Raw genomic sequence first — 26,143 nt, forward strand, 5'->3', positions numbered from 1 at the left:
ATGCTGCACACCCTCGCCACACGGCTGCTGCTGGCCCTTGCCCTGCTCGGGCTGGTCGCCGCCTGTACGCCCGCCAGCTCGGATGCGGGCCTGCCCTCGCACGCCGGGCTGCCGCCCGAAGCGATCGAGACCCTGGCCCTGATCCAGCGCGGCGGGCCCTTCCCCTATCGCAAGGACGGCACCACCTTCCACAATCGCGAACGCCTGCTGCCCCTCAAGCCGCGCGGCTATTACCGCGAATACACCGTCCCCACCCCCGGCGCGCGCGATCGCGGTGCACGGCGCATCGTCAGCGGCGGCGATCCGCCCGAAGTCTTCTACTACACCGCCGACCACTACCGCAGCTTCCGCCAGATCGAGCCGCTGCCATGAATTGCCGATGAGCCCACCCTCCACGCCCGATTCGCCGGCAGGCGATACTCTCGACCTGGTCATCGACCTCGGCGGCTGCAGCGACAAGGCCGAGCTGCTCGAGCGCTTCGCCCACGCGCTGCGTTTTCCGTCCTGGTTCGGCCACAACTGGGATGCGCTGTCCGACTGCCTGACCGATCTGTCCTGGCTGCCGGCGCGCCGCTACCGCATCACGCTGAGCCGGCCGCAGGACCTGCGCGCCGCCGACCCGGATACGCTCGCCACCGCGCTCGAGATCCTGCAGGAGGCCGCCGAGTTCTGGGCTGACGAAGGCGTCGCCTTCGATCTCGCGCTCAGCGAGACGCCGCCCCCTCCCGCTGCGCCTGCTTCTGCTCGATGAGCTCGGCAAGGCAGCGCGGGCAGTAGCAGGCCGCGGCGGGATCGACCGCCTCCGCCGCGGGCACGGCAAAAGCGGACGGAAAAGCCGCACACCAGCAGGCCGACTCGCCCGCCTGCATGCCGCAGGTGAAAGCCGCTCCGCAGCGCGGACACTGGTTGGTGGCGGTCGCCCGAGTTTCGGTCATCGTCTTGTCTCCATTCGGCATGAGGCCGCACGCCCGTGATCGGGCTTGAAATACGCGATCCCACACCTATATTCGTGTTGAGGCCGGCAAGGCCGGCAATTATCGAGCAAAGGAGATCGCGCCATGAGCAACAACCTCACCCGCCGTGCCGACCCGCTGGAAGACTTCTTCCGTGGTTTCTTCGTTCGTCCGGTCGATTTCGGCGGCGGCAGCCTGCCCAATGTGAGCGCCGACGCGCCGCAGATGCGCGTCGACGTCAAGGAGAATGCGGCAGGCTATGAAGTCCATGCCGAACTGCCCGGCATGAAGAAGGAGGACATCCACGTCCACATCGACGGCCCGGTGGTGTCGATCAGCGCCGAGCGCAAGCAGGAGAAGGAAGTCAAGGAAGGCGAGAAAGTACTGCGCACCGAGCGTTACTTCGGCAAGGTCTCGCGCAGCTTCCAGCTCGGCCAGGAGATCGACGAGGCCAAGGCCTCGGCGAAGTTCAACGAGGGCGTGCTCGAGCTGAGCCTGCCGAAGAAGGCCGAAGCCCAGGCCAAGCGCCTGACCATCGACTGAGGCGCATCACGCATGACGAGTAAGGCGGCGCGAGCCGCCTTACTTTTCCCGTACCAGGGCGCCGCTTACTTGCTCTTGATCATCGTGCCGACACCGTGGTCGGTCAGGATCTCGAGCAGCAGGCAGTGTTCGACGCGACCGTCGATGATGTGCACCGACTTCACCCCGTTGCGTGCCGCATCCAGCGCCGAACCGATCTTGGGCAGCATGCCGCCCGACAGGGTGCCGTCGGCCACCAGGTCGTCGATCTGGCGCGGCGTCAGGCCGGTGAGCAGGTTGCCCGCCTTGTCGAGTACGCCCGGCGTGTTGGTGAGCAGCACCAGCTTCTCGGCCTTCAGGATCTCGGCCAGCTTGCCGGCGACGACATCGGCGTTGATGTTGTAGGTCTCGCCCTCGACCCCCACCCCGATCGGCGCGATCACCGGAATGAAGTCGCCCTGGTCGAGGAAGGAAATCAGGCTCGGATCGATGCCCGTGATCTCGCCCACCTGACCGACGTCGATCAGGTCCCCCGCGGGCGCATCCATCTTCTGCATCAGCAGCTTCTTGGCGCGAATGAAGCCGGCGTCCTTGCCGGTCAGGCCCACCGCCTTGCCGCCGTGCTTGTTGATCAGGTTGACGATCTCCTTGTTCACCTGGCCGCCGAGCACCATCTCCACCACTTCCATGGTTTCGGCATCGGTCACGCGCATGCCCTGGATGAACTCGCCCTTCTTGCCGACACGGGCGAGCAGGTTCTCGATCTGCGGACCGCCGCCGTGCACCACCACCGGGTTCAGGCCCACCAGCTTCAACAGCACCACATCGCGCGCGAAGCAGTCCTTGAGATGCGGGTCGGTCATCGCGTTGCCGCCGTACTTGATGACGATGGTCTTGTCGAAGAAGCGCTTGATGTAAGGCAGGGCCTCGGCCAGGATCTCGGCCTTGCGGGCGGGGGTGACATCTTGCGGGGTGGCGGACGGGGTCATCGAAAGGCTCCTTGAACGAACAGGTGGATTCTAGTGGCCTGCCGGGGGAACCGAAAGCGCAGTGCAGCAATTGTCCCGTTCAGCGCCGGCCAAGGATTCTATTTATCTATCAACTTCTTCATGGCGTTCAATTGGCGCTATTGGAGACTCGACGCCATACTGGGCCTGTAAGGGGCGCTCCCTGCCCCAGCGAGGAGTCGAACCATGGTCGATAAAGTTGCCCGCCTGCATTTCCAGCCCGCCAGTCCGGCCGGCGCCCTGCGTGCGCTCAGCGGCTGGCTCATCGCCCTCACCGGTCTCGCCCTGCTCTTCGCCCAGTTCATGGGTAGCATCGAAGGCTTCGATCTTTCGCTATCGGGCGCCGTCTCCGGCGGCGCGATGGCCGCCGCCGCCACTGCGCTCGGTGCCGTGCCGCTGTTGATGGTGCGGCGCATCGGCGCCAACGTGCAGGGCATGCTGCTCGGCTTCGGCGCCGGCGTGATGCTGGCGGCGAGCATGTTCTCGCTGCTGCTGCCTGCGTTCGAGGCGGCACAAGCGCAGACCGGCTCGGACGCCAGCGCGGCGACGCTGGTTGCGCTCGGGCTGCTGCTGGGCGCCGGCGGCCTGCTGGCGATGGACCGCGCCCTGCCCCACACGCACGCCCCCGAGGGCCGGCGCAGCGGCGCCGCGGTGTGGCTGTTCGTGTTCGCGATCGCAGTGCACAACATCCCGGAAGGCCTCGCCATCGGCGTCGCCGCCGGCCTCAACGGCAGCGGCGCGGGTTCGGGCGACGCGGTCGCCGCCGGCATCTCGCTGCAGAACATCCCGGAAGGCCTGATCGTGGCCATCGCGCTGGTCAGCGCCGGCTACAGCCGCTGGCTGGCCTTCGGCGTCGCCGCGGTGTCGGGCCTGATCGAGCCGATCGCCGCCATTGCCGGGTCGATGATGGTGTCGGTGTCGGCGATGATCCTGCCCTGGGGCCTGGCGGGCGCAGCGGGAGCGATGCTGTTCGTGGTCAGCCACGAGATCATCCCCGAGTCGCATCGCCGCGGCCACGAAACCCTGGCCACCGGCGGTCTCATCCTCGGCTTCGTGCTGATGATGCTGATGGACACGCTGCTGGGCTGAGGCGCGCAGCAATACCCCCCACATGCGCTTGAAGCGGAAAAGCGAAGGGCGCCCACAAGGGGCGCCCTTCGCTTTGGATATTCAGGGTGGCGAGCCTGACCCCCGGCACTTGCAGGAAACGGCTGTGGCTGCTGCCTTCCGGCCCTGACCAGGTTCACCGCGCTGCAATGCGGGGAGACCCGCCACGGCCGGCATTGTAGCAGCATGCCGGCCGCGCGGGGCAGCCGGATTGCTGCACCGCGGGCGGATCAGCCCTTGAGCTCGGGGAAGTCTTCCTCGAAGAACTCCAGCTCGCCGCGCGTCGCCTCGCCGCGCGCCTCTTCGGCCTTGCGCAGCTCGACGCGGCGGATCTTGCCCGAGATGGTCTTGGGCAAGTCGGCGAAGGACAGGCGACGGATGCGCTTGTACGGCGCCAGGCGTTCGCGGGTGAAGGCGAAGATGTCCTTGGCGAGCTCCCTGCTCGGCTCCTGGCCGGCGACCAGGATCACGAAGGCCTTGGGCACCGCCAGGCGAACCGGGTCCGGACTCGGCACCACCGCGGCTTCGGCCACCGCCGGGTGCTCGATCAGCACGCTCTCCAGCTCGAAGGGGCTGATGCGGTAGTCGGAGGCCTTGAACACGTCGTCGGCGCGACCGACGTAGGTGATGTAGCCGTCCTCGTCGATGCTGGCGACGTCGCCGGTACGGTAGTGGCCGTCACGCATCACCTCGGCGGTCTTGGCCGCATCGCCGGCGTAGCCGACCATCAGGCCGACCGGGCGGTGCTCGCCCATCACCAGCGCGACCTCGCCCTCGACCGACGGCTTGCTGTCGGCGTCGAGCAGGGCGATCCTGTAGCCGGGCAGCGGACGGCCCATGGAGCCGGGCTTCAGGGGCTGGTCAGGGGTGTTGCCGATCTGCGCGGTGGTCTCGGTCTGGCCGAAGCCGTCGCGGATGGTGATGCCCCAGGCCTTCTTCACCTGGTCGATCACTTCGGGATTGAGCGGCTCGCCGGCGCCGATCAGCTCGCGCAGCTTGGTCTTGACCGCAGCCAGGTCCTGCTGGATCAGCATGCGCCACACGGTCGGCGGCGCGCACATGGTGGTGACCTCGTACTTCACCAGAACGTCGAGCAGGGCCTTGGCGTTGAAGCGGTTGTAGTTGTACAGGAACACGCAGGCACCGGCGTTCCAGGGCGCGAAGAAGCAGCTCCAGGCGTGCTTGGCCCAGCCCGGCGAGGAGATGTTCATGTGGCGGTCGTTGGGCTTGAGGCCGATCCAGTACATCGTCGACAGGTGGCCGACCGGGTAGGACTGGTGGGTGTGCAGCACCAGCTTGGGCTTGGAGGTGGTGCCCGAGGTGAAGTACAGCAGCAGCGGGTCATCGACGCGGGTCACGCCGTCCGGGGTGAAGACGTCGGACTCGGCCGCGGCCTCCTCGAAGGCCTTCCAGCCAGCGGGCGCGCCGCCCACGGCGATGCGGCCGAAGCTGCCGGGCAGGTTCTCGAACTTGTCGGTGTGGGCGGTGCCGATCACCACGTGCCTGACCTGGCCGCGCTCGACGCGGTCCACCAGGTCGTCCGGGGTCAGCAGCGTGGTCGCCGGGATCACCACCGCGCCGAGCTTGATCGCGGCGAGCATGGTCTCCCACAGCGGCACTTCGTTGCCGAGCATGATCAGGATGCGCTCGCCGCGCTTGACGCCCTGCTTGCGCAGCCAGTTGGCGACGCGGTTCGAGCGTGCCGACATCTCGGCAAAGCTCAGCTTCGACTCGCGACCGTCTTCCTCGATGATCCACAGCGCCGGGTTGTCGTTGCCGCGGGCCATGGCATCGAAGTAGTCCAGCGCCCAGTTGAACTCCTTGAGCTTGGGCCACTGGAAGCCGGCGTAGGCGGTGGCGTAGTCGCTGCGATGCTGCAGCAGGAAGTCGCGTGCAGCCAAGAATTCGGTAACAGCGCTCATATGCTCTCCTCTCCAGGACGTCGTTGAAATTCGTTTGCTCGTAGGGTCGCGCGGGGGCGCCCCGGGTTTCGGCGCTTGGGTTTGTGACCCCTTGGCGGCGCGTGGTTCCGCGATCGACCGTCACCTGCCTGCAGCCCTTTCCGGGGCGATATTTTACGTTGACGTTAACGTAATACAAGAACCCAGATCAAATCCGGTGGCAAAGGCGACGCAGCCCGCCCCCGCCGCGGCCCGACAACGCACGGCGGCTGCGCGACAATCGGTATACTCCGCCAGTCCCCCAGAGCTCCGGAGCTTCCATGTCCGATTCCCTGCAAGGCCTGCAGGCGCGCTATGGCAGCGCCGCCCTGCCGGTCGCCGACGCGCTCAACCCCTTCATCGAACAACTGCTCAGCCATCGCTCGGTTCGCGCCTATCTGCCCGACCCCGTCAGCGAGGCCCAGCTCGCCGCCATCATCGCCGCCGCGCAGTCGGCCGCGAGCTCGTCGAACCTCAATGTCTGGAGCGTGGTCGCAGTGCGCGAAGCGGACACCCGCGCACGCCTGGCGGAATGCGCAGGCGGCCAGGCCCATGTCCGCGAGGCGCCGCTGCAACTGGTCTGGCTGGCCGACCTCGCGCGCCTGCGCCGCGTCGCCAGCCAGCTCGAGCGCCCCTCGGCGGGCCTCGACTACACCGAGATGTTCCTCACCGCCGTCATCGACGCCGCGCTCGCCGCGCAGAACGCCGCGGCGGCGGCGGAATCGCTCGGCCTCGGCACGGTATACATCGGCGGCATGCGCAACCGCCCCGAGGAAGTCGCCCGCCTGCTCGCGCTGCCGCCCGAGGTGTTCGCGGTGTTCGGCATGTGCGTCGGTACGCCCGACCCGGCCAAGCCGGCGGCGGTCAAGCCGCGACCGCCCCAGTCCGTGGTGCTGCACCACGAGCGCTACCGCCAGGAGGTGCAGGACGCCGGCATCGAGGCCTACAACCGGGCGATGGTGCGCTTCTACGACGAACAGAAGATGAATGTGCACGGCACCTGGGCGGTGCACTCGGCCAAGCGCATCGCCGGTCCCGAGAGCCTGTCCGGCCGCGACCGTCTGGTCGAAGCCCTGCACACGCTCGGCTTCAGACTCAAGTAAACCCCTGCCCGCATCCGCCGGAGTACCCCATGCGCAAACGCGACAGCACGCTGACCACCGACCAGAAGGCCCTCGCCGTCAACCTCGACAAGTACAAGTACGGCTCGATCGTCGAGATCGGCGCCGGCCAGGAAGTGGCGCGCCGCTTCTTCCAGGTGGGGGCGGCCGCCGGCACCATCGCCAAGACCATGTCGGCCTACGACATGGCGGTGAGCGACGACATCTACGGCCATGTCGACCGCTACGTCAGCCGCGCCCGCCTGCTGCAGATGCTGGACAAGGAGTTCACCCAGGTCGTCGCGCGGCTGGCCCACCTGCGGGCGAAGAACACCACCTTCTTCGCCTACGCCGCCACCGTCACCGCGCGCAGCTTCAAGCAGAAGAACGAATGCCACGGCTGGGTCGGCATCCGATTGCAACTGCACCCGGGCGCCGAGCCGAGCGACGTGATCATGCATGTGCGCATGCTCGACAACGACAACGCGCTGCAGTCCGAGGCTCTCGGCATCCTCGGCGTCAACCTCATCCACGGCGCCTTCTTCCACCACCAGAACCCCGAGTGGGTGGTCGAGGGCCTGGCCGACGGCCTCGGTTCCGAGCGCATCGAGGTCGACCTGATCCACTTCTCCGGCCCCTACTTCGAGGAGGTCGAGAACCGGCTGATGAACCTGCACCTGATCCGCAGCTGGCTCACCCGCGCGGTGGTGTTCAACCCGCAGGGCGAGGTGGTGGTGCCGGGCGAGCTGTTCTACCGCAAGCCGGTGATGGTGATGCGCGGCAGCTTCAAGCCGGTGACCCTGGTCAACGTCGACATGATGGCCGCCGGCCTCAAGCAGTTCAGCCAGCTCGCCGCGGTGGACGAGAACGAGATCGTGTCGCTCGCCGAGGTCACGATGAACTCGCTGATCAGCGGCGACAACGTGGACGACGCCGACTTCCTCGCCCGCATCGACCTGCTCGCCTCGCAGGGCTACACGGTGATGATCTCGGACTACGTGCGCTTCTTCCGCCTGCGCGCCTACCTGCGCCGCTACACGCAGAAGCCGATCGGCATCGTGCTGTCGGTGCGCGACTTCCAGTTCCTGTTCGACGAGAAGTACTACGAGGGCCTGGAGGGCGGCATCCTGGAAGCCTTCGGCAAGCTGTTCCCGGACAACACCCACGTCTATGTGTACCCCTCGCGTCCGCGCGGCACCGACGCCGCCGCCACGGTCACGCTCGACAACGTGCAGGTGCCGGCCAACCTGCACCACCTGCTCGCCTACCTGAAGGAGAACGACAAGCTGGTGGCGGTGCAGCCGCACGACGACAGCCACCTGCACATCGACGTCGCCGAGGTGCTCGGCGGCCTGCGCCGCGGTCGCGGCGAGTGGGAGGCGGACGTGCCCGAGGGCGTGGCCAAGCGCATCGTCGATGCCCGCCTGCTCGGCTTCGACACCGAGTAGGCCGCCGCGCCGCACAGGCGGCCGCGCGCCCCGCCGCGCTTCATCCTCCGCCCCGGAAGGGCCCCGCGACACGGGGCCCTTCGCCTTTCGGGGACGTCCACGCGCGGAACTTCGCTCCCTGGACCGACTCTCTCTTGCGGCACCGCAACAATGGCGCAACGCATACGCAGGGAGAATAAACACATGGCCAACAACAGCACCACCCGCAAGACCATCGAGCTCGCGCTGCAGGGCGGCGGCGCCCATGGCGCGCTGACCTGGGGCGTGCTCGATCGCCTGCTCGAGGAGCCGCAACTGCACATCGAGGGCGTCAGCGGCACCAGCGCCGGCGCGATGAACGCGGTCGTGCTCGCCGACGGTCTGGAAGCCGGCGGCCCCGACGGCGCCCGCGCCGCGCTCGAGCGCTTCTGGAAGACCGTCAGCCAGGCCGCCCTGGGTAGCCCCATCCAGCGCGACCTGTGGTCGCGTGTGAACGGCGACTGGGGTCTCGAGAACTCGCCCAGCTACCGCTTCTTCGATCATCTCAGCCGGGTGTTCTCGCCCTACGAGCTGAACCCGCTCAATCTCAACCCGCTGCGCGACCTGGTCGCCGACATCATCGACTTCGACCGCGTCAATCGCTGCACCGCGATCAAGGTCTTCGTCACCGCCACCAATGTGCGCAGCGGCCGCCCCAAGGTCTTCCGCCAACCCGAGCTGAGCGTCGATGCGGTGATGGCCTCGGCCGCCCTGCCCTTCATGTTTCAGGCCGTCGAGATCGACGGCGAGGCCTACTGGGACGGCGGCTTCATGGGCAACCCGGCGCTCTTCCCGCTGGTGGACGAGTGCGACGCGCGCGACCTGGTGCTGGTGCAGATCAATCCCTTCGAGCGCCCCGAGGTGCCGCGCAGCGCGCGCGACATCATCAACCGCCTCAACGAGATCACTTTCAACGCCAGCCTACTCAAGGAGCTGCGCGCGATCATGCTGCTGCGCGACCTGATCGAGGCCGAGGGCCTCGAGCGCGAGCGCTACCGCGACATGCGCCTGCACCGCATCCACGCCGACGAGGACCTGCTCGAGCTCAAGGCCTCGAGCAAGCTGAACGCCGAGTGGGCCTACCTGTGCCACCTGCGCGACCTCGGCCGCCAGCGCGCCGAGCGCTGGCTGCGCAAGCACTGGGGCGACCTGGGCGAGCGCTCCAGCTTCGATCTCGACTGGCTGATCGAGGACAGCATCCGCTCCGCCCGCACGATCAAGGAGGACGACGCAGGGGAGGCGCGCGCATGACCGGACTGCTCGGTGTCCTCCTCGCCCTCGCCCTGCTGATCTGGCTCGCCTGGCGCGGCGTCAGCGTGCTGCTGCTCGGGCCGGTGATGGCGCTGCTGGCCGCCGCATTTGCCGCCGGCACGCCGCTGATGGCGACCTACACCCAGCTCTTCATGAGCTCGGCCGGCAGCTTCATCGTGCAGTACTTCCCGCTCTTCCTGCTCGGCGCCCTGTTCGGCAAGCTGATGGACGACAGCGGCGCCGCCGAGGCGATCGCGCAGGGCATCGTCGCCCGGCTCGGCGCCGAGCGCGCCATCCTCGCCGTGGTGCTGGCCTGCGCGGTGCTCACCTATGGCGGCGTGTCGCTGTTCGTGGTGGCCTTTGCCGTCTATCCGATCGGCGCCGCCCTGTTCCGCCAGGCCGGCATCCCCAAGCGCCTGCTGCCGGCGACGATCGCGCTCGGCGCCTTCACCTTCACCATGACCGCGCTGCCCGGCACCCCGGCGATCCAGAACGCGATCCCGATGCCCTACTTCGGCACCACGCCCTTCGCCGCCCCGGTGCTCGGCGTCATCGCCGCGCTGGTGATGTTCGGCCTCGGCCAGTGGTGGCTCGCGCGCCAGGCGGCGCGCGCGGCAGCCGCCGGCGAAGGCTATGGCCCGCATGACGACGCCAGCAGCCCGCCGGCCCGCTTCGACAAGGACCAGCGCGAGCGCAGCGCCGGCGAGGGCTTCGACGTGCTGATGATCCCGCCCGACGAGGCCGCGCGCGCGCTGCCGCCCTTCACGGTGGCAATCGCGCCGGTGGTGCTGGTGATCGTGCTCAACTACGTCTTCAGCAGCCTGCTGATCCCGGCGCTCGACACCGCCTACCTCGCCCAGGCGATCTACGGCGCCACCTCGATCGACGCCGTACGCGGCATCTGGGCGATCATCGGCTCGCTCACCCTGGCCTGCCTGCTGCTGGTGGCGCTGTGCTGGCAGCGCCTGGCCAACCTGCGCCGCAGCCTGGACGACGGCGCCAACGCCTCGGTGCTGCCGATCTTCAACACCGCCAGCCTGGTCGGCTTCGGCGCCGTCATCGCCGCGCTGCCCGCCTTCGAGCTGATCAAGGCCTTCGTCGACCAGCTCGGCGCCGGCAACCCGCTGGTGTCGCTGGCGTTGTCGGTGAACGTGCTGGCCGGCGTCACCGGCTCGGCCTCGGGCGGCATGAGCATCGCGCTGCAGACCCTGGGCGCGGACTACCTCGCGCTCGCCCAGGCCACCGGCATCGCGCCCGAGCTGCTGCACCGCGTCACCACGGTCGCCACCGGCGGCCTCGACAGCCTGCCGCACAACGGCGCGGTGGTGACCCTGCTCGCCATCTGCGGCCTCACCCACCGCGAGGCCTACAAGGACATCTTCATGGTCGCGGTGCTGTTCCCGATTCTCGCCCTCACCCTGCTCGTTATACTGGGGTCGGTCCTCGGTTCCTTCTGATTCACCCCGCGCCGCCGCAGGGCGGCCACGCCAGGCAACGCGGCGCGGGGCGTCACGCAATCCTCGAGCATGCTCATGAAATCCGCCCAACCCGGCTCGCTGCAGATCGAGCAACCCCATGCCCTCGCCGCCGACGAGGTCCTCGAACGCCTGTCCGCCGCGCGCGACGGCCTGTCCTCGGCCGAGGCCGCGCGCCGTCTCGCCGAGGTCGGCCCCAACCGCCTGCCGCAACCGCCCAAGGACGGCCTGTTGAAGCGCTTCTTCAAGCACTTCCACGACATCCTGATCTACATCCTGATCGCTGCCGCCGGCATCACCGCCGTGCTCGGTCACTGGATCGACACCGGGGTCATCCTCGGCGTGGTCGTCATCAACGCCATCATCGGCTTCATCCAGGAAGGCAAGGCCGAGGAAGCGCTCGAAGGCATCCGCAAGATGCTCTCGGTGCACGCCCATGCGCGGCGCGACGACCATTGGTCCGAGGTCGAGGCCGACGGCCTGGTGCCGGGCGACATCGTGCGCCTGCGCTCGGGCGACCGCGTGCCCGCCGACCTGCGCCTGCTCGAGGCCACCAACCTGCGCATCGAGGAATCCGCGCTCACCGGCGAGTCGGTGCCGGCCGACAAGAACGCCGAGCCGGCCGCCGCCGACGCCGGCGTCGGTGACCGTTTCGGCATGGCCTACTCGGGCACCATGGTTGCCGCCGGCCGCGGCATCGGCGTGGTCACCGCCACCGGCCCGCACACCGAACTCGGCCGCATCAATCGCATGATTGCCGAGGTGCAGACCCTGCAAACCCCGCTCACGCGGCAGATGGCGCAGTTCAGCAAGATCCTGTCGGTGATCATCGTCGCGCTGGCGCTGCTTATGCTGGTGATCGGCGTCAGCCTGCACGACTTCCCGCTCGGCGAGGTCTTCCTCGCCGCGATCGGCTTCGCCGTCGCCGCCATCCCCGAGGGCCTGCCCGCCATCCTCACCATCACGCTGGCGCTCGGCGTGCAGCGCATGGCGCAGCGCAACGCCATCACGCGCAAGCTCACCGCGGTCGAGACCCTGGGCTCGGTCACCGTGATCTGCTCGGACAAGACCGGCACCCTGACCAAGAACGAGATGACCGCGCGCCACGTCGTCACCCGCGGCGGCTTCTTTGACGTCAGCGGCACCGGCTACCGGCCCGAGGGCGAGATCACGCTCGAGGGCCAGGCTGCCAGCCTGGACCAGCACGGCCACCTGCAGGCGGTGATCGAGGTGGTGGCGGTCGCCAACGACACCCATGTGGCAGAGGAAGACGGCCAGTGGAAGGTCACCGGCGAGCCCACCGAGGGCGCCTTGCGCACGCTCGCGCACAAGGCCGGCTTCGACGCCGACGCCCACGAGCGCCATGCCAGCATCCCCTTCGAGTCGGCCAACAAGTTCATGGCCACGCTCAACACCGCGCCCGGCGGGACCCGCCGCATCCTGCTCAAGGGCGCGCCCGACCGCCTGCTCGACCGCTGCCACCAGGAACTCGGCGCCAGCGGCGAGCTCGAGCCGCTCGACCGTGCCTTCTGGGAGGGACAGATCGATGCCCTCAGCGCCGAGGGCCTGCGCGTGCTGGCGGCGGCCGCGCGCGAGGTCGCCGACAGCAAGAGCGAGCTCGCCCTTGAGGACCTCGACGAGGACATGGTCTTCCTCGGCCTCATCGGCATCATCGACCCGCCCCGGCCCGAGGCGATCGCCGCCATCAAGTCCTGCCACGAGGCCGGCATCCGGGTGAAGATGATCACCGGCGACCACGCCGGCACGGCGCGCGCGATCGGCATCGAGATGGGCCTGGGCACGGCCGACACGCTCAAGGTGATCTCGGGCGCCGAGATCGAGGCCGCCTCGGACGACGCGCTGCAGCAGATCGCCCACGACTGCGACATCTTCGCCCGCACCAGCCCCGAGCATAAGCTGCGCCTGGTCAAGGCCTTGCAGGCGCGTGGCGAGGTGGTGGCGATGACCGGCGACGGCGTCAACGACGCGCCCGCGCTCAAGCGCGCCGACGTCGGCGTGGCGATGGGCATCAAGGGCACCGAGGCGACCAAGGAGGCGGCCGAGATCGTGCTCGCCGACGACAACTTCTCGTCGATCGAGCGCGCAGTCGAGGAAGGCCGCACCATCTACGACAACCTCAAGAAGGCCATCCTCTTCATCCTGCCCACCAACGGCGCCCAGGGCCTGGTGATGCTCACCGCGGTGGTGTTCGGCCTCACCCTGCCGCTGACGCCGGTGCAGATCCTGTGGGTGAACATGGTGGTGGCGATCACGCTGGCGCTGGCGCTGGCCTTCGAACCGGCCGAGCCGGGCGTCATGCAGCGCCCGCCGCGCAAGCCGGGCGCGCCGATCATGGGCCGGTCGATGCTGTGGCGGGTGGCGATCGTGTCGGTGCTGATCGGCGGCGCCACCATCGCCATGTTCGAGGTCGAGCTGGCGCTCGACATGGAACTGGGCGTGGCACGCACGATGGCGGTCAACACCCTGGTGATCGCGCAGGCCTTCTACCTCTTCAACGCCCGCTTCCTGGTCGACTCCAGCCTGCGCATGAAGCTGATGTTCACCAACCGCGCCGCGCTCGTCGCGGTCGGCGTGCTGGTCGTGCTGCAACTGGGCTTCGTCTATCTGCCCTTCATGAACACCTGGTTTGGCACCGCGCCGCTCGCGCTGCGCCACTGGCTGGTGCCGCTCGCCATCGGCGTCGCGGTGTTCCTGCTGATCGAGGCCGAAAAGGCCTGGGGGCGGCGGCGCGCTGCCCGGGCCTGAGCCACGACATCAGCCGCGGGCCGCCCCTCAGCCGGACACCGCCTTCCAGCGCAGGCTCAGCCAGGCGCCGGCGAGGCCGGCGAGGCCGAGCAGCAGGACGGTGGCCTGCACCGAGACCGTCGCCGCCAGCGCGCCGACCAGGCCGGATGCGAGCAGCAGCGCACCGATCACCGAGTTGCTGACGGCAACATAATCGGTGCGCGTGTTGCCGGCAGCCATGTCGACCAGGTAGGTCTTGCGCCCCAGGCGCACGCCGGCATGGGCGACGCCGAGGCCGAAGAAGGCCAGCGGGTAGAACCAGGCCGCCGCCGCAGCCGGCATCGGCAGCCAGGACCACAGCGCCACCGCGATCGACAGCGCGCCCGCCAGCCCGCAGGCGACGGCGAACACCTGGCGGCTGGAGCGATCGGCCCAGCGCCCCCAGACCGGTGAGCTCAGCAGGCCTGCCAGGCCTTCGACCGCGATGAAGAGGCCCAGCAGCGCGAACGCAGCGCCCAGTTCCTCGCGCGCCAGCGCCACGTAGAAGGGCGCGGCCAGGCCCGAGCCCATCGCCAGCGCCCGCGCGATCACGAAGGTCCGAAACGGGCGATCCTCGCGCAGCAGGGCCAGGCGGGCGAAGGCCTCGACCACGCCATTGGCGCCGCCCGCAGTCGCACCCGCTTCCTCCACGATGCGCGAGAAGGCCCACGACGCCGCGAACCACAGCAGTGCGCCCGCGCACAGCAGGGCGGCGAACAAGCCCACCGACTCGTTGCCCCGGCTCGCCCCCAAGGCCAGGCCCACGCCCAGCGCAGCCAGCCCGGCGATTGCGCTGATCCAGCCCGCCAGCCGGCCGCGCCGCGTCTTCGGGATGGTCTTGCCCTGCACGTCCTTGTAGGCCACCGAGCAGGCGCCGCGGGCCAGGCTGAACAGCACCAGCAGCCCGATCACCACCCAGCCCGCGGCCGCGCCCTCGAGCGCCAGGGCGGTCCACCCCATGCCGAGCAGGCACAGCCCCTGCACCACGCCGCCCCACACCCACACCCACTTGCGCACCGGCTGGCGCCGCACCACCGCCCCGATCAGCATCTGCGGCAGCATCGAGCCGGACTCGCGGATCGGTACCAGCAGGCTCAGCATCCAGGCCGGCGCGCCAAGCTGCAGCAGCAGCCAGGGCAGCGTGGTCTTGGCACTGGCGATGCGGTCGGCGAGATTGGACAGGGTGTTGGCGACCAGGGTGCGGAAGAAGTTGCCCGGCGACTCGCGGCAGGCTTCCTCGCTGATCGCCTTGCACACCCGCCCCTCGTCGTCCTCGGCGAGGCGTTCGTAGAGACTCTCCATCCAGTCGGGGTGGCGCGGCATGGCTTCTCCGTATCGGGGCGGTGGGGCGCTTCGGCCGATCCGAGGTGCGAGCACGCGAGCTTACAGAACGCCGCATTCGGCATAAACTGGGGTTCGCCCACCCGCCGCCGCCCCTCATCGCCCCCTCCTCCACGGCTGTCCGCTGCGCCACCGCCGAGGCCCCGATGACCCACGACCAGATCCTGATCCTGACCATCCTGCTCGCCACCGTCGGCCTGTTCCTTTCAGGGCGCTGGCGCCATGACATGGTCGCCGCGGCCGCGCTGCTGGTCTGCGTGCTGGTCGGCCTGGTGGAGCCTGCCGCGGCCTTTGCCGGCTTCGGCCACCCGGCGGTGGTCACCGTGGCCTGCGTCCTGGTCCTCAGCCGCGGCCTGCAGAGCTCGGGCGCGGTCGATGCGCTGGCGGCCCGGCTGTTGCCGGCGAAGGCCGGCATCGCGTTGAGCCTGGCCGCGCTGGTCGGCCTCGGCGCCCTGCTGTCCGGCTTCATGAACAACGTCGGCGCGATGGCGCTCTTGATGCCGGTGGCGATGCAGCTGGCCTCGCGCCTCGAGCTGCCGCCGGGCCGGGTGCTGATGCCGCTGGCCTTCGGCACCATCCTCGGCGGCATGACGACGATGATCGGCACCCCGCCCAACCTGATCGTGTCCGGCTTTCGCGCCCAGCAGGGCACGGCCGGTTTCGCCATGTTCGACTTCACGCCGGTCGGCCTGAGCGTCGCCGTCTTCGGCACCCTGTTCATCGCCCTGCTCGGCTGGCGCCTGGTGCCGGCGCGCGAGAAGGCGGGCACCGAAGGCTTCGAGACCGGCGCCTACCTGACCGAGGTCCGCGTCCCGGCCGAGAGCAAGGCGGTGGGCATGCACCTGCGCGAGATCGAGACCCGCCTCGACGAGGCCGGCGCGCAGATCATCGGCCTGGTGCGCAACGAGGTCCGCATGAGCGCACCGCAATCGGGGCGCAAGGTGCTGGCCGGCGACATCCTGGTCATCGAGGCCGATATCGAGGCCCTGCCCGAAGTGCTGGCCACCCTCGGCCTCAAGCTCGAGGAGGCGGGTCCGTCGAGCGAGGAGAAGGCCAGCGAGAAAGGTTCCAACGGGGACACGGCCGACAAGAACGACAAGGCGACAGGGAACACGGCTCCGGCCGCGGGCCATGCGTCCGCCGCGGAGACGTCGCCAATGAAGAAGGACGCGACCGGAGACGCCGAGGCGGACAAGGAGGACGCCGCCCGGACTTCCGCCGACAACGAGATCGGGCTGATGGAGCTGGTCGTGCGCCCCGAGGCCAGCCTGATCGGCCGCTCCGCCAAGGATCTGCTGCTGCGCACGCGCTACGGTCTGAACCTGCTTGCGGTATCGCGTGACGGCACGCGCTCGAAGGCGCGCCTGCGGACGCTGAAGATCCAGGCTGGCGACCTGCTGCTGATGCAGGGGCCGCTCGAGGCGCTCGCCGAGTTCGCCTCCGACTCGGGCTGCGTGCCGCTGGCCGAGCGCGAGCTGCGCATTCCCGACCGGCGCAAGGCCTGGGCGGCGGGCGCGATCATGGCCTTCGCCGTCGGCGGCGCGGCGCTCGGCCTGCTGCCGGCGGCGATCTCCTTCGCGCTCGGCGTGCTCGCCTCGATGGCGCTGCGCACCGTGCCGCTGCGCGCGGTGTACGAGAGCATCGACTGGCCGGTGATCGTGCTGCTGGCGGCGCTGATCCCGGTCGCGGGGGCGATGGAATCCACCGGCGCGGCCGACCTGATCGCGCGCGGCCTGCTCGACGGCGTGGCCCGCGGCGATGCGATCATCGCGCTTGCGCTGGTGCTGATCGTCACCATGTTCCTGTCCGACGTCATGAACAACGCCGCCACCGCCGCGGTGATGTGCCCGATCGCGATCGGCACCGCGGCGGCGCTCGGCGCCAATGCCGACGCCTTCCTGATGGCCGTCGCGATCGGCGCCTCGTGCGCCTTCCTGACCCCGATCGGCCACCAGAACAACACCCTCATCCTCGGCCCAGGCGGTTTTCGCTTCGGCGACTACTGGCGGCTGGGTCTGCCGCTCGAGTTGCAGGTGGTGGCGCTCTCCATCCCGCTCCTCGTCCTCGTATGGCCGCTCTGAGCCACCGCCCTTCGCCATGAACACGCCCGCCGCGCACGACACGCCGCCCCCGAAGCCGCCCCCAGCGCCGCCCCTCTGGCAGATCGTTGCAGCGCGGGACTATGAAGTCCCCGCCGATTCGCAACCGGCCACGCTGCAACGGCGCTGGCGCTCGCTCGGGCGTCTGCTGCTGGGCACGGATGACGCCGACCCTGCGCAGGCCGAGGCGGATCTGCGTGCGCTACCACAGGTCCGCCTCGCCAACCTCGCGCCCTCGATCGACTGGGCGCCCGCGGCACGCGCGCTCGACGCGCAGGAATCGCTGGATGCGGACGCGCACCCCCCGGTGCGCCTCTTCATCGGGCAACCGTATTGCGACCATCCCGCGATCCTGACGCACTGGGCGCATGCGCGTGACGCCGTCGTGCTCGCGCCGCCCGACACCGAGCAGATCCTGTGCGCCGATCGGCGCTGGCTCGACGAGCTTGCGCCCGGCACCGGCCGTCCCTGGGTCCTGCCCGAACTCGAGCGCTGCTTCCTGCGCCACGCCAACGGGCTCGACCTGGTGCGCGGCTTCCTGGCACGCGCCCTGTCGGGCGCGCTGGGCCCCGGGATGATCGGCTGCGACAGCTGGGCGCTGGCCTTCATCGAGCGCATCTCGCCCTTGCCCGGCACCGCCACACTGACCCTGCAAGCATTCGACGGCCTCGCCCTCACCCGCTATCTGATGCACCCCGATCGCGGGCAGGTCCGCTTCCTGAGCGCGCGCAGCGGCGAACCCCTGATGCCCGAGGACGCCGGCGACAGCGGCGACGACCGTCACGGCGCTGAAACCGCCTGCCCGGAGCTGCGCCAACTGGCCGCACACTGCCGCGGCAACCCGGGCCTGGCCTGGTACTACTGGCGCCAGCGCCTGCGCGCCGCGCCCGAACGCGAGCAACAGGCGCAAGCAGGCGAGGCCCAGCACGACAGCCCGCAGCGGGCGGACGGCGAGCGTCTCGCCGCCGCCGACGAAGTCGTCTGGGTCGCGCCCGGCATCGAGACCCCCACGCTGCCGGCCGAATCGGGCGAGGACGTGGCCTTCCTGCTCCACGCCCTGCTGCTTCACCGCGGGCTGGAGAGCGCGGTGCTCGGCGCCGTGCTGCCCATTCCCGAGGGACGCCTGCACTCGCACCTGCTGCGACTGCAGGCGCTCGACCTGCTGGTGCGCGAAGGCACACGCTGGCAGGTGGCCCCGCTCGCCTACCACACGGTGCGCGAGTTCCTGCGCAGCCGCAGCTACCTCACGGACAGCTTCTGACCATGCCCGAACACAGCGCCAACCTCGCCCGCCTGTTCAACAAGCTCGATCGCGGCGACAGCATCGAGCTCGCGCTGATCCTCATCGCGACCCTCGTGCTCATCCGCATCGTGCAGCGCGCCCTGCCCTGGATCGCCAACCGCCTGCACGGCCGCCCGCGCCATTACCTGCTGGCGTCGGTGCCGCTACTGCGCCTGCTGCTGATCGGCGTTGCCCTGGCGCTGATGCTGCCGATCCTCGTCGAACCCTCGGTGCAGAACATGGTGGCGCTGCTCGGTGCCGCCGGACTGGCGATCGGCTTCGCGCTAAAGGACTACGTCAGCAGCCTGATCGCCGGCGTGGTCTCGGCCTTCGAGCAGCCCTACCGGCCCGGCGACTGGATCGAGCTCGACGGTCATTACGGCGAGGTCGTGCATGTGGGCATGCGCACCGTGGCGCTGGTCACCGCGGACGACGACACCATCACCGTCCCCCACCTCAAGCTGTGGTCATCGGCGGTGCGCAACGCCAACAATGGCAGCCCGGTGCTGCAATGCGCAGCGGTCTTCCATGTGCACCCCGAGCACGACGCCCGCCGGGCGCGCGCCGTGCTGGAGGACGTGGCGATGACGAGCCCTTACCTGTACTTTGACGCTCCGGTCACCGTCGTCCTCCAGGAGGAGACCTGGGGCACGAAGTACATGGTCCGCGCCTACCCGGTCGATCCGCGCCAGCAGTTCCGCTTTGTCTCCGACCTCACCGTGCGCGGACGCGAGGCGCTTTCGCGCATCGGCGCCCGGCCGCTGTTGCCACAGGTATCCTTGCGCGCATGAACGACGAAGCGAAACGCCCCGACGCGGGCACGGACAGCCGTCCGCGCTCGCTCAGCGAACAGATCGTCAAGGCCCTCGCCGAAGGGCGCAACAAGCGCGTGCGCAAGCTCGTGCAGCGCATGCACCCGGCCAAGATCGCCGCGCTGCTCGAGCGCCTGTCGCCAGCGCAGCGTCTCGCGCTGTGGCAGCAGGTCGGCGACCCGCTCGAGCAGCGCGTGCTCGGCCACCTGAGCGCCGAGCTACGCCCCTCCCTGATGCACGAATCGCGGGAAGACACCGAGCACGCGATCGATGAGGACGCCAGCAGCCACCCGGCAGCGGCCCCGACCAATACCCGGAGCGAGCTGCAGGCGCTGATGGAGGCGCTCGAGGCCGGCAAGCTCAAGCGCGTCGGCAAGCTGCTGCACCGCATGCACCCGGCCAAGGTCGCCGGCCTGCTCGAGGCCCTGCCCCCCGCCCAGCGCAGCCAGGCCTGGAGCATGGTAGAAACCGAGCGCGCCGGCCGCGTGCTCAGCTTCCTGCACGACGAGATCAGCGCCGCGCTGGCGCAGGAACTGGACCTCGACGACCTGCTTGCCGCCGTCCACCATCTCGAACTCGACGACCTCGTCGACCTCATCCAGACACTGCCCGCCGAGCTCGGCAGCCGGCTGGTGCTCGCCACCACCGGCTCACGTCGCGAGCAGCTCGAGTCGATGCTGTCCTACCCCGAGGAGTCGGCCGGCGGCCTGATGAACGCCGACGCCATCGAGGTGCGCGCCGACGTCAAGGCCGGCATCGTGCTGCGCTACCTGCGCCTGCTCGAGACCCTGCCGCCCCAGACCGACATGCTGATGGTGGTCGACCGCAAGGGCCACTACCAGGGCGCGCTGCGGCTGTCCGCGCTGGTCACCGCCAGCCTCGACACGCGGGTCGCCGACCTCATGCACACCGACATCGCCGGCATCCCGGTGAGCACGGACAGCCGCGAGGTGGCACGCCTGTTCCAGGACCTCGACCTGATGTCGGCCCCGGTGGTCGATGCCGAAGGCCGGCTGATCGGCCGCATCACGGTCGATGACGTGGTCGACCTGATCCGCGAGGACTCCGACCGCACGGTGATGCAGATGGCCGGCCTGGACGACGAGGCCGACATGTTCGCACCGGTGCTGGTGAGCTCACGCCGGCGCGCGGTATGGCTGGGCATCAACCTGCTCACCGCCTTTCTCGCCGCCTGGGTGATCGGCCAGTTCCAGGGCACGCTCGAGCGCCTGGTCGCGCTGGCGGTGCTGATGCCGATCGTCGCCAGCATGGGCGGCATCGCCGGCAGCCAGACGCTGACGCTGGTGATTCGCGGCCTCGCGCTCGGCCAGGTGCAAAAGGGCAACGTGCGCATCCTGCTCAACCGTGAGGTGGGCATCTCCATCCTCAACGGCCTGTTATGGGCCGTGGTGGTCGCGGCGCTTGCGGTGGTGTGGTTCGGCGACTGGGGCATCGGCGGCGTAATCGGCGCCGCCATCCTGCTCAACCTGCTGTGCGCGGCGCTCGCCGGTCTGGCGATTCCGCTCATCCTCGAGCGCATGGGCATCGACCCGGCGCTTGCCGGCAGCGTGGTCCTGACCACCGTCACTGACGTGGTCGGCTTCTTCGCCTTCCTCGGGCTGGCCACCGTGCTCCTGCTCTAGCGGCCGCCGCGCTCGCCCTGCCTTCCCCCGAACCTTTCCGACGGAGTACACCATGAGCAAGCCCAAACCGATCGACATCGCCGAATTCCGCGTCAAGGCCGGCAAGAAGATCGACCTTGCCGAATGGCAGACCAATGTCGACACCCTCTACGACTCGAAGAGCGATTACAGGGAGCGCCTGGATGCCGGCACCGCGCGCCTGTCCGAACTGCAGGAGATGCTCTACGCCCACGACCGCTACTCGCTGCTGGTGATCTTCCAGGCCATGGACGCGGCGGGCAAGGACGGCGCCATCCGCCACGTCATGTCGGGGGTCAACCCGCAGGGCTGCCAGGTGTTCAGCTTCAAGCACCCGAGCGCCACCGAGCTCGACCACGACTTCCTGTGGCGCACCCACCTCGCACTGCCCGAGCGCGGCCGCATCGGCATCTTCAACCGCTCCTACTACGAGGAGGTGCTGATCGTGCGCGTGCTACCCGAGATCCTGCGCAGCCAGAAGCTGCCCGACGAGACGCTGGCCGCACCGGACTTCTGGGGCGACCGCCTGCGCTCGATCGCCGACGCCGAGGCCCACCTGCACCGCAACGGCACCCGCATCGTCAAGATCTTCCTGCACCTGTCGAAGGACGAGCAGCGCGACCGCCTGATCGCGCGCATCGACGAGGAGGACAAGAACTGGAAGTTCGACGAGGGCGACATCGAGCAGCGCCAGCACTGGGACAAGTACATGGCGGCCTATGCCGACTGCCTCGCCGCCACCAGCACGCCCGACTGCCCGTGGTACGTGGTGCCGGCCGACGACAAGAAGAACGCGCGCCTGATCGTGTCGCAGATCCTGGTCGATACGCTGGCCGCGCTCGACCTGCGCTATCCGCCCACCAGCGCGGCGCGGCGCGCGCACCTGCTCGAAATCCGTCGCCAGCTCGCTGCGGGCGAGGTCTGATTCACCGCCTTCGGGTCGCCGCCTTCGGCCCGCGCCCCTCCGGCGCCCCCCTCAGGCGCCGGCCATCTCCGGCAGCGCCACGACCCGCCAGCCGCGCGCTTCGAGCGCCGCGCGCAGGCGGCGCGCGCTGTCGACCGCACCGAGCGTGTCGCCATGCACGCAGATGCTGTCCATCGCCGCCGGCAGGCACTTGCCGCCCTGGCTGACCACGCCACCGGCGTCGAGCATGCGCAGCACGTGGGCGACCAGTTCGTCGTGGTCGTGGATCACCGCGCCGGGCTGGCCGCGCGGCACCAGCGTGCCTGTGTCCGTATAGGCGCGGTCGGCGAAGATCTCGCCGGCCACCTTCAGCCCGGCGCGCTTGCCGGCCGTGTGGAGCTCGGAGAGCACCGGCGCCAGCAGGATCAGGCCCGGGTCGATCGCCTTCACCGCGCGCGCCACCGCGTCGGCCAGCGCGGCGTCCTCGCAGGCCTGGTTGTTGAGCGCGCCATGCGGCTTGACGTGGCTGACGCGGCCGCCTTCGGCTGCGGCCATGCCGGCGAGCGCGCCGACCTGGTAGATGACCAGGGCCTCGAGCTCGGCGGGTGCCATCTTCATCGGCCGGCGGCCGAAGCCCTGCAGGTCGGGGTAGGCGGGATGGGCGCCGAGGCTCACCCCGGCGGCGAGCGCGGTGCGCACCGTGTGGCGCATCACCACCGGGTCGCCGGCGTGGAAGCCGCAGGCGATGTTGGCCGAGCGCACCACCTGCAGCAGGGCCTCGTCCTCGCCCATCTTCCAGGCGCCGAAGGATTCGCCGAGGTCGGCGTTGAGGTTGATGGTCTTGTTCATGGAGGGGGCCTCAGGTCGGGCGCGCGGGCATGCCGGCGCGGGTGTTGTGGGATCGGGGGCATTCCGGGGTGGGGCTCGGCGGAGGGCGTTGCGCCCGATGGGCTTGCGGGGGCAGGCTCTTCAATATAGCGGGCGGTATTCGGCGCCGAGCGCATGCACGACGCCGTCGACCAGGTTGCCGGTGTACAGCGCCACCAGGTCGATGCCGTCGGCCGGCAGCGGGCGGATCGCGGCGATCAGCGCGCGCGTCTCGGCCTCGGCGGCGCGCGCGATCTGCGCGCCCTCGGCGGCGGTCACGGTGGCAAAGCGCAGCGTCTGCCCGGGGCGTAGCGCGGCCAGGCGGCCGAGGTCGGTGGTGATCACGGTGGCGATCTTGGGATAGCCGCCGGCGGTCTGGGCGTCGGCGAGCAGCACGATCGGCTGGCCGGCGCCGGGGACCTGGATGGAGCCGGGCACGGTGGCATCGGACACGATGTCGGCGGCGCCGCTGTGTTCGAGCTTCGCGCCCTCGAGGCGCATGCCCATGCGGTCGGCCTCGGTGGTGACGCTGTAATCGCCGCTCACCAGGGCGTCCAGGGCCGCAGCGCTGAAGTGATCGGCCTGGGGGCCAAGCACGAGGCGGATCGGGCTGGCGTCGGCGGCGGGCGGCTGGGGCAGCACGCGCTCGCTGCCGCAGCCGTCGGCCTCGGTCAGCGCCAGGCGCATGCCGGCGGCGAGCGCGCGGCCGCTGCCATCGGCGCCGCCGAGGCCGGCGCGCACATAGGTCGCGGCGCTGCCCATCACCCTCGGTACGTCCAGTCCGGCCACTGCGACCATGGCGATGCGGCCCTCCCCCATCTTGCGAATGCGCAACGCCTCGCCCGCGGCGATCGTCACCGAGCGCCAGGGGGCGAGCTGGCGACGGCCGGCGGCGCCATCCACCTCGACCACCGCGTCCCCGGCCACGGCGAGCCTGACCGCGCCGCCCTGCGCCGCGACATGCAGCCCACCGTCAAAGCACTCGATCACCGGTGCATCTTCCGCGCGGCCGACCAGGGCGTTGGCGATGCGCATCAGGCGTTGGTCGAGCCCCCCCGCCCACGGCACGCCGATGCGGCGGTGGCCTCGGCGGCCACCGTCCTGGATCGAGGCGAAGGCACCCGGCGAAACGATCTCGAGTTCGGTCTGCGTGCTCATGCTGCGTTCTCCGCGGGAGTCGGGGCATGTTCCAGCCATTGCATCGGGTCGATGTGGCCGCGCGCGAGGCCGGCTTCGATGGCGCGGCACTCCTCGGTGCTCACCGGCACGAAGCGCACCTTGTCGCCGGCGGCGAGCAGCGACGGCGCGCCGCGCCGGGCGTCGAACAGCGGCACCGGACAGCGTCCGAGCAGGTGCCAGCCGCCCGGGCTTTCCCACGGGTAGATGGCGGTCAGGCCGGTGGCGATCGCCACGCTGCCGGCCGGCACGCGCACCCGCGGCTGGGCGCGCCGGGGCAGGCGCAGGCGCTCGGGCAGGTCGCCCATGAAGGGGAAACCGGGCAGGAAGCCGAGCATGTACACCAGGTATTCGGTGCCGCTGTGCAGGGCGACGACCTCGTCCGTGCCGATGCCGAGCGTGGCGGCCACCTCGGCGAGGTCGGGCGCGGCCTCGCCCTCGTAGCACACCGGCAGGCGCCAGTGGCGGCCGTCGACCGGCGTGCCGTGCTCGGCGGCGGCGATCAGCGGCTGCAGGGCGGCGAGTACGGCGTCGCGGTCGGTGACGAGCGGGTCGAAGAACACCGTCAGCGAACGGAAGGTGGGCATGGTTTCGATCACGCCCGGCAGTCCGCCGGCCGGCTGCAGGCGCAGGATGGCGGCGTCGAGCGCATTGACCGCGGCGAGCAGGGCGGGGTCGATGACGCTGCCGAACTCGATGGTCAGCGCGGCGTCGCCGGCGTCGAGGATGCGATAGCTCACGGGAGGGCTCCCTTATCTGCAACTACGAGGTGGAGGCGGCGCGCGCGGCCTGGTCGTAACGACCGGACAGGGTGCGCAGCAGCTGGGCGAGCTCGCCGATGCGGGCGTTGTCCTCGGCGCTGCCGGTGAAGCCGGGCATCAGGCAGGACTCGCGCACGTCGCGGTAGGCCATGCAGGCCTCGCGACCCGTGTCGGTGACCGCGAAGAAAGCCTCCTTGCCGCGCTTGGTGCTGTGCACCAGGCCGAGGCCGGCGAGCTTGCGCAGCGAGTAGGAAACGACGTGGGTGTCCTCGACATTGAGCACGAAGCAGATGTCGGCCAGGCGCTTCTCGAGGTCGCGATGGGCGACATGGTGCAGCACCAGCACGTCGATCGGCGTCATGTCCTTGACGCCGGCGGCGGTCATGCAGCGCATCATCCAGCGCGCGAAGGCGTGCCAGGCGATGATCAGGCCGAACTCCATCTCCGACAGCTCCGGCGATTTGGGCGACACCAGATGCTGTGAGGACACGATGCGGTTGGCTTCGCTCACGACGATCTCCTTGGACGGTTAAAAGTGTTTTGAAGATGTTTTAATGAAAAAACGTCTACGTTTTGTTGACAAGATACCTAGGAAATCTCTATCGTGCAATAACGGTGACTTATCGCAGACCGGTCGCCGCCCTCCCATCCGCGTCCCGGGCCTCTTGCCCTCCTTCATCCAGGAGCACACGCCATGACCTTCCCGCATTCCCTCCTCAAGGCGATCACCGGTTCCCTGCTCGGCTTCGGCATTGCCGCCGCAGCGCATGCCCAGACCGCCTGGGACATGCCTACGCCCTACCCGGCCAGCAACTTCCACACCGAGAACATCCAGCAGTTCGTCAAGGAGGTCGACGAGGCCACCGGCGGCAAGCTCAAGATCACCGTCCATCCCAACGGCTCGCTGTTCAAGGCCAACGAGATCAAGCGTGCGGTGCAGGGCGGCCAGGCGCAGATCGGCGAACTGATCATCTCCGGCCTCGCCAACGAGGACGCGCTCTACGCGCTCGACACGGTGCCCTTCCTGGCGACCGGCTACGAGGACTCGAAGAAGCTGTGGCAGGCCTCCAAGGCGGCGGTGGAAGCGCGTCTGGCGAAGAACGGCCTGAAGATTCTGTATTCGGTGGCGTGGCCGCCGCAGGGCCTGTATTCCAAGACCGAGCTCAACACCATCGGCGACCTCAAGGGCATGAAGATCCGCTCCTACAGCCCGACAGTGGCGCGCATGATCGAGCTGATGGGCGGCCAGCCGGTGACCGTGCAGGCCGCCGACCTTACCCAGGCGCTGTCGACCGGCGTGGTGTCGGCCAACCTGACCTCCTCGGCCACGGGCTACGACACCAAGAGCTGGGAGCAGCTCAGCCACTACTACGACCTCCAGGCCTGGCTGCCGAAGAACATCGTGTTCGTGTCGAAGAAGGCCTTTGACGCGCTCGACCAGCCGTCGCGCGACGCGCTTCTGAAGGCTGCCGCGGCCGCCGAGGAGCGTGGCTGGAAAGTCTCGGAAGAGAAGACCGCCTGGTACATCGACCAGCTCAAGGCCAACAAGATGAAGGTCCAGCCGGCGCCCGAGGCGCTGCAGGCCGAGCTGCTCAAGGTCGGCGAGAAGATGACCGCCGAGTGGGTCGAGAAGGC

At 69.5% G+C, this 26,143-nt stretch carries 23 protein-coding genes and 1 other RNA gene; 15 read left to right on the plus strand and 9 right to left on the minus strand.

The features are described 5' to 3' along the window. Together PLC66_RS15240 and PLC66_RS15245 are read left to right on the plus strand one after the other, a co-directional pair. Window positions 1-372: a guanyl-specific ribonuclease gene (locus tag PLC66_RS15240; protein ID WP_324541934.1), complete on the plus strand. Its 372-nt coding sequence runs from the start codon at window positions 1-3 to the stop codon at window positions 370-372. Between the two features lie 7 nt (window positions 373-379). Further along, the gene (locus tag PLC66_RS15245; protein WP_324541895.1) at window positions 380-751 is read left to right on the plus strand and encodes a barstar family protein; all 372 of its coding nucleotides are present in this window, start codon (window positions 380-382) and stop codon (window positions 749-751) included. Here PLC66_RS15245 and PLC66_RS15250 read toward each other — a convergent pair. Continuing rightward, window positions 705-935 carry a cysteine-rich CWC family protein gene (locus tag PLC66_RS15250; protein ID WP_324541897.1) on the minus strand — a complete coding sequence of 77 codons (231 nt, stop codon included), beginning with the start codon at window positions 933-935 and terminating at the stop codon, window positions 705-707. The genes PLC66_RS15245 and PLC66_RS15250 overlap by 47 nt on opposite strands. Before the next feature lie 123 nt (window positions 936-1,058). On the opposite strand from PLC66_RS15250, the gene PLC66_RS15255 reads away from it, so the two are divergent. Further along, entirely contained in the window at window positions 1,059-1,496 is a 438-nt protein-coding gene (locus tag PLC66_RS15255; RefSeq protein WP_324541899.1) for an Hsp20/alpha crystallin family protein, read from the plus strand. 65 nt (window positions 1,497-1,561) lie between these two features. Here the strand turns inward: PLC66_RS15255 and argB are convergent, their stop codons facing one another. Then, complete coding sequence (gene argB / locus PLC66_RS15260) at window positions 1,562-2,464, minus strand: acetylglutamate kinase (RefSeq protein WP_324541901.1); 903 nt, start codon at window positions 2,462-2,464, stop codon at window positions 1,562-1,564. A 204-nt stretch (window positions 2,465-2,668) separates the two neighbouring features. On the opposite strand from argB, the gene PLC66_RS15265 reads away from it, so the two are divergent. After that, window positions 2,669-3,571, plus strand: coding sequence for a ZIP family metal transporter (locus PLC66_RS15265; RefSeq protein WP_324541903.1), 903 nt, complete (start codon window positions 2,669-2,671; stop codon window positions 3,569-3,571). An 85-nt stretch (window positions 3,572-3,656) separates the two neighbouring features. On the opposite strand, the gene ffs is transcribed toward PLC66_RS15265, so the two are convergent. Next, window positions 3,657-3,755, minus strand: an RNA gene (gene ffs, locus PLC66_RS15270) — signal recognition particle sRNA small type. Window positions 3,756-3,819: 64 nt separating this feature from the next. Next, window positions 3,820-5,511: an AMP-binding protein gene (locus tag PLC66_RS15275; protein WP_324541905.1), complete on the minus strand. Its 1,692-nt coding sequence runs from the start codon at window positions 5,509-5,511 to the stop codon at window positions 3,820-3,822. A gap of 299 nt (window positions 5,512-5,810) precedes the next feature. Between PLC66_RS15275 and PLC66_RS15280 the strand changes: the two genes are divergently transcribed. The 5 genes from PLC66_RS15280 to PLC66_RS15300 all read left to right on the plus strand — a co-directional run bounded on the left by PLC66_RS15280 (window position 5,811) and on the right by PLC66_RS15300 (window position 13,587). Next, window positions 5,811-6,632, plus strand: coding sequence for a nitroreductase family protein (locus tag PLC66_RS15280; RefSeq protein ID WP_324541907.1), 822 nt, complete (start codon window positions 5,811-5,813; stop codon window positions 6,630-6,632). 29 nt (window positions 6,633-6,661) lie between these two features. Further along, window positions 6,662-8,077, plus strand: a complete 1,416-nt coding sequence (locus PLC66_RS15285; RefSeq protein ID WP_324541910.1) for a TonB-dependent receptor — start codon at window positions 6,662-6,664, stop codon at window positions 8,075-8,077. A 183-nt stretch (window positions 8,078-8,260) separates the two neighbouring features. After that, window positions 8,261-9,346 (plus strand): patatin-like phospholipase family protein, encoded by a 1,086-nt coding sequence (locus tag PLC66_RS15290; protein WP_324541911.1) that lies wholly within the window; start codon window positions 8,261-8,263, stop codon window positions 9,344-9,346. Beyond that, on the plus strand, window positions 9,343-10,803 hold the full coding sequence (locus PLC66_RS15295; protein ID WP_324541912.1) for a GntP family permease: 1,461 nt from the start codon (window positions 9,343-9,345) through the stop codon (window positions 10,801-10,803). The genes PLC66_RS15290 and PLC66_RS15295 overlap by 4 nt, the downstream gene beginning before the upstream one ends. A 75-nt stretch (window positions 10,804-10,878) precedes the next feature. Further along, window positions 10,879-13,587, plus strand: a complete 2,709-nt coding sequence (locus tag PLC66_RS15300; RefSeq protein ID WP_503012220.1) for a cation-transporting P-type ATPase — start codon at window positions 10,879-10,881, stop codon at window positions 13,585-13,587. Window positions 13,588-13,614: 27 nt separating this feature from the next. On the opposite strand, the gene PLC66_RS15305 is transcribed toward PLC66_RS15300, so the two are convergent. Beyond that, complete coding sequence (locus PLC66_RS15305; protein WP_324541916.1) at window positions 13,615-14,928, minus strand: MFS transporter; 1,314 nt, start codon at window positions 14,926-14,928, stop codon at window positions 13,615-13,617. A 164-nt stretch (window positions 14,929-15,092) separates the two neighbouring features. On the opposite strand from PLC66_RS15305, the gene PLC66_RS15310 reads away from it, so the two are divergent. From PLC66_RS15310 to PLC66_RS15330, 5 genes are read left to right on the plus strand one after another with little or no spacing between them, the layout of a single operon-like run. Continuing rightward, window positions 15,093-17,027 (plus strand): SLC13 family permease, encoded by a 1,935-nt coding sequence (locus tag PLC66_RS15310; RefSeq protein ID WP_324541918.1) that lies wholly within the window; start codon window positions 15,093-15,095, stop codon window positions 17,025-17,027. Window positions 17,028-17,043: 16 nt separating this feature from the next. Continuing rightward, window positions 17,044-18,306 carry a hypothetical protein gene (locus tag PLC66_RS15315; protein WP_324541919.1) on the plus strand — a complete coding sequence of 421 codons (1,263 nt, stop codon included), beginning with the start codon at window positions 17,044-17,046 and terminating at the stop codon, window positions 18,304-18,306. 2 nt (window positions 18,307-18,308) lie between these two features. Continuing rightward, the gene (locus tag PLC66_RS15320) at window positions 18,309-19,118 is read left to right on the plus strand and encodes a mechanosensitive ion channel family protein (RefSeq protein ID WP_324541920.1); all 810 of its coding nucleotides are present in this window, start codon (window positions 18,309-18,311) and stop codon (window positions 19,116-19,118) included. Further along, a complete protein-coding gene (mgtE, locus tag PLC66_RS15325) occupies window positions 19,115-20,782 on the plus strand; it encodes a magnesium transporter (RefSeq protein WP_324541921.1) in 1,668 nt (555 codons plus the stop codon). The genes PLC66_RS15320 and mgtE overlap by 4 nt, the downstream gene beginning before the upstream one ends. Before the next feature lie 52 nt (window positions 20,783-20,834). Next, complete coding sequence (locus PLC66_RS15330; protein WP_324541923.1) at window positions 20,835-21,725, plus strand: ADP-polyphosphate phosphotransferase; 891 nt, start codon at window positions 20,835-20,837, stop codon at window positions 21,723-21,725. A 51-nt stretch (window positions 21,726-21,776) separates the two neighbouring features. Here PLC66_RS15330 and PLC66_RS15335 read toward each other — a convergent pair whose 3' ends face one another. From PLC66_RS15335 to PLC66_RS15350, 4 genes are all read right to left on the minus strand, one after another. After that, on the minus strand, window positions 21,777-22,553 hold the full coding sequence (locus tag PLC66_RS15335) for a LamB/YcsF family protein (RefSeq protein WP_324541925.1): 777 nt from the start codon (window positions 22,551-22,553) through the stop codon (window positions 21,777-21,779). Between the two features lie 120 nt (window positions 22,554-22,673). Beyond that, window positions 22,674-23,729 (minus strand): 5-oxoprolinase subunit C family protein, encoded by a 1,056-nt coding sequence (locus PLC66_RS15340; RefSeq protein ID WP_324541927.1) that lies wholly within the window; start codon window positions 23,727-23,729, stop codon window positions 22,674-22,676. Beyond that, complete coding sequence (gene pxpB, locus PLC66_RS15345; RefSeq protein ID WP_324541929.1) at window positions 23,726-24,487, minus strand: 5-oxoprolinase subunit PxpB; 762 nt, start codon at window positions 24,485-24,487, stop codon at window positions 23,726-23,728. The genes PLC66_RS15340 and pxpB overlap by 4 nt, the downstream gene beginning before the upstream one ends. Window positions 24,488-24,509: 22 nt before the next feature. Beyond that, window positions 24,510-25,019, minus strand: coding sequence for a winged helix DNA-binding protein (locus tag PLC66_RS15350; RefSeq protein WP_324541930.1), 510 nt, complete (start codon window positions 25,017-25,019; stop codon window positions 24,510-24,512). A gap of 183 nt (window positions 25,020-25,202) precedes the next feature. Between PLC66_RS15350 and PLC66_RS15355 the strand changes: the two genes are divergently transcribed. Continuing rightward, a partial coding sequence (locus tag PLC66_RS15355; RefSeq protein WP_324541932.1) for a TRAP transporter substrate-binding protein occupies window positions 25,203-26,143 on the plus strand: 941 nt, incomplete at its 3' end.

Origin of the sequence: Thauera sp. (assembly GCF_035444905.1) — a bacterium.
Classification (GTDB): Bacteria; Pseudomonadota; Gammaproteobacteria; order Burkholderiales; family Rhodocyclaceae; genus Thauera.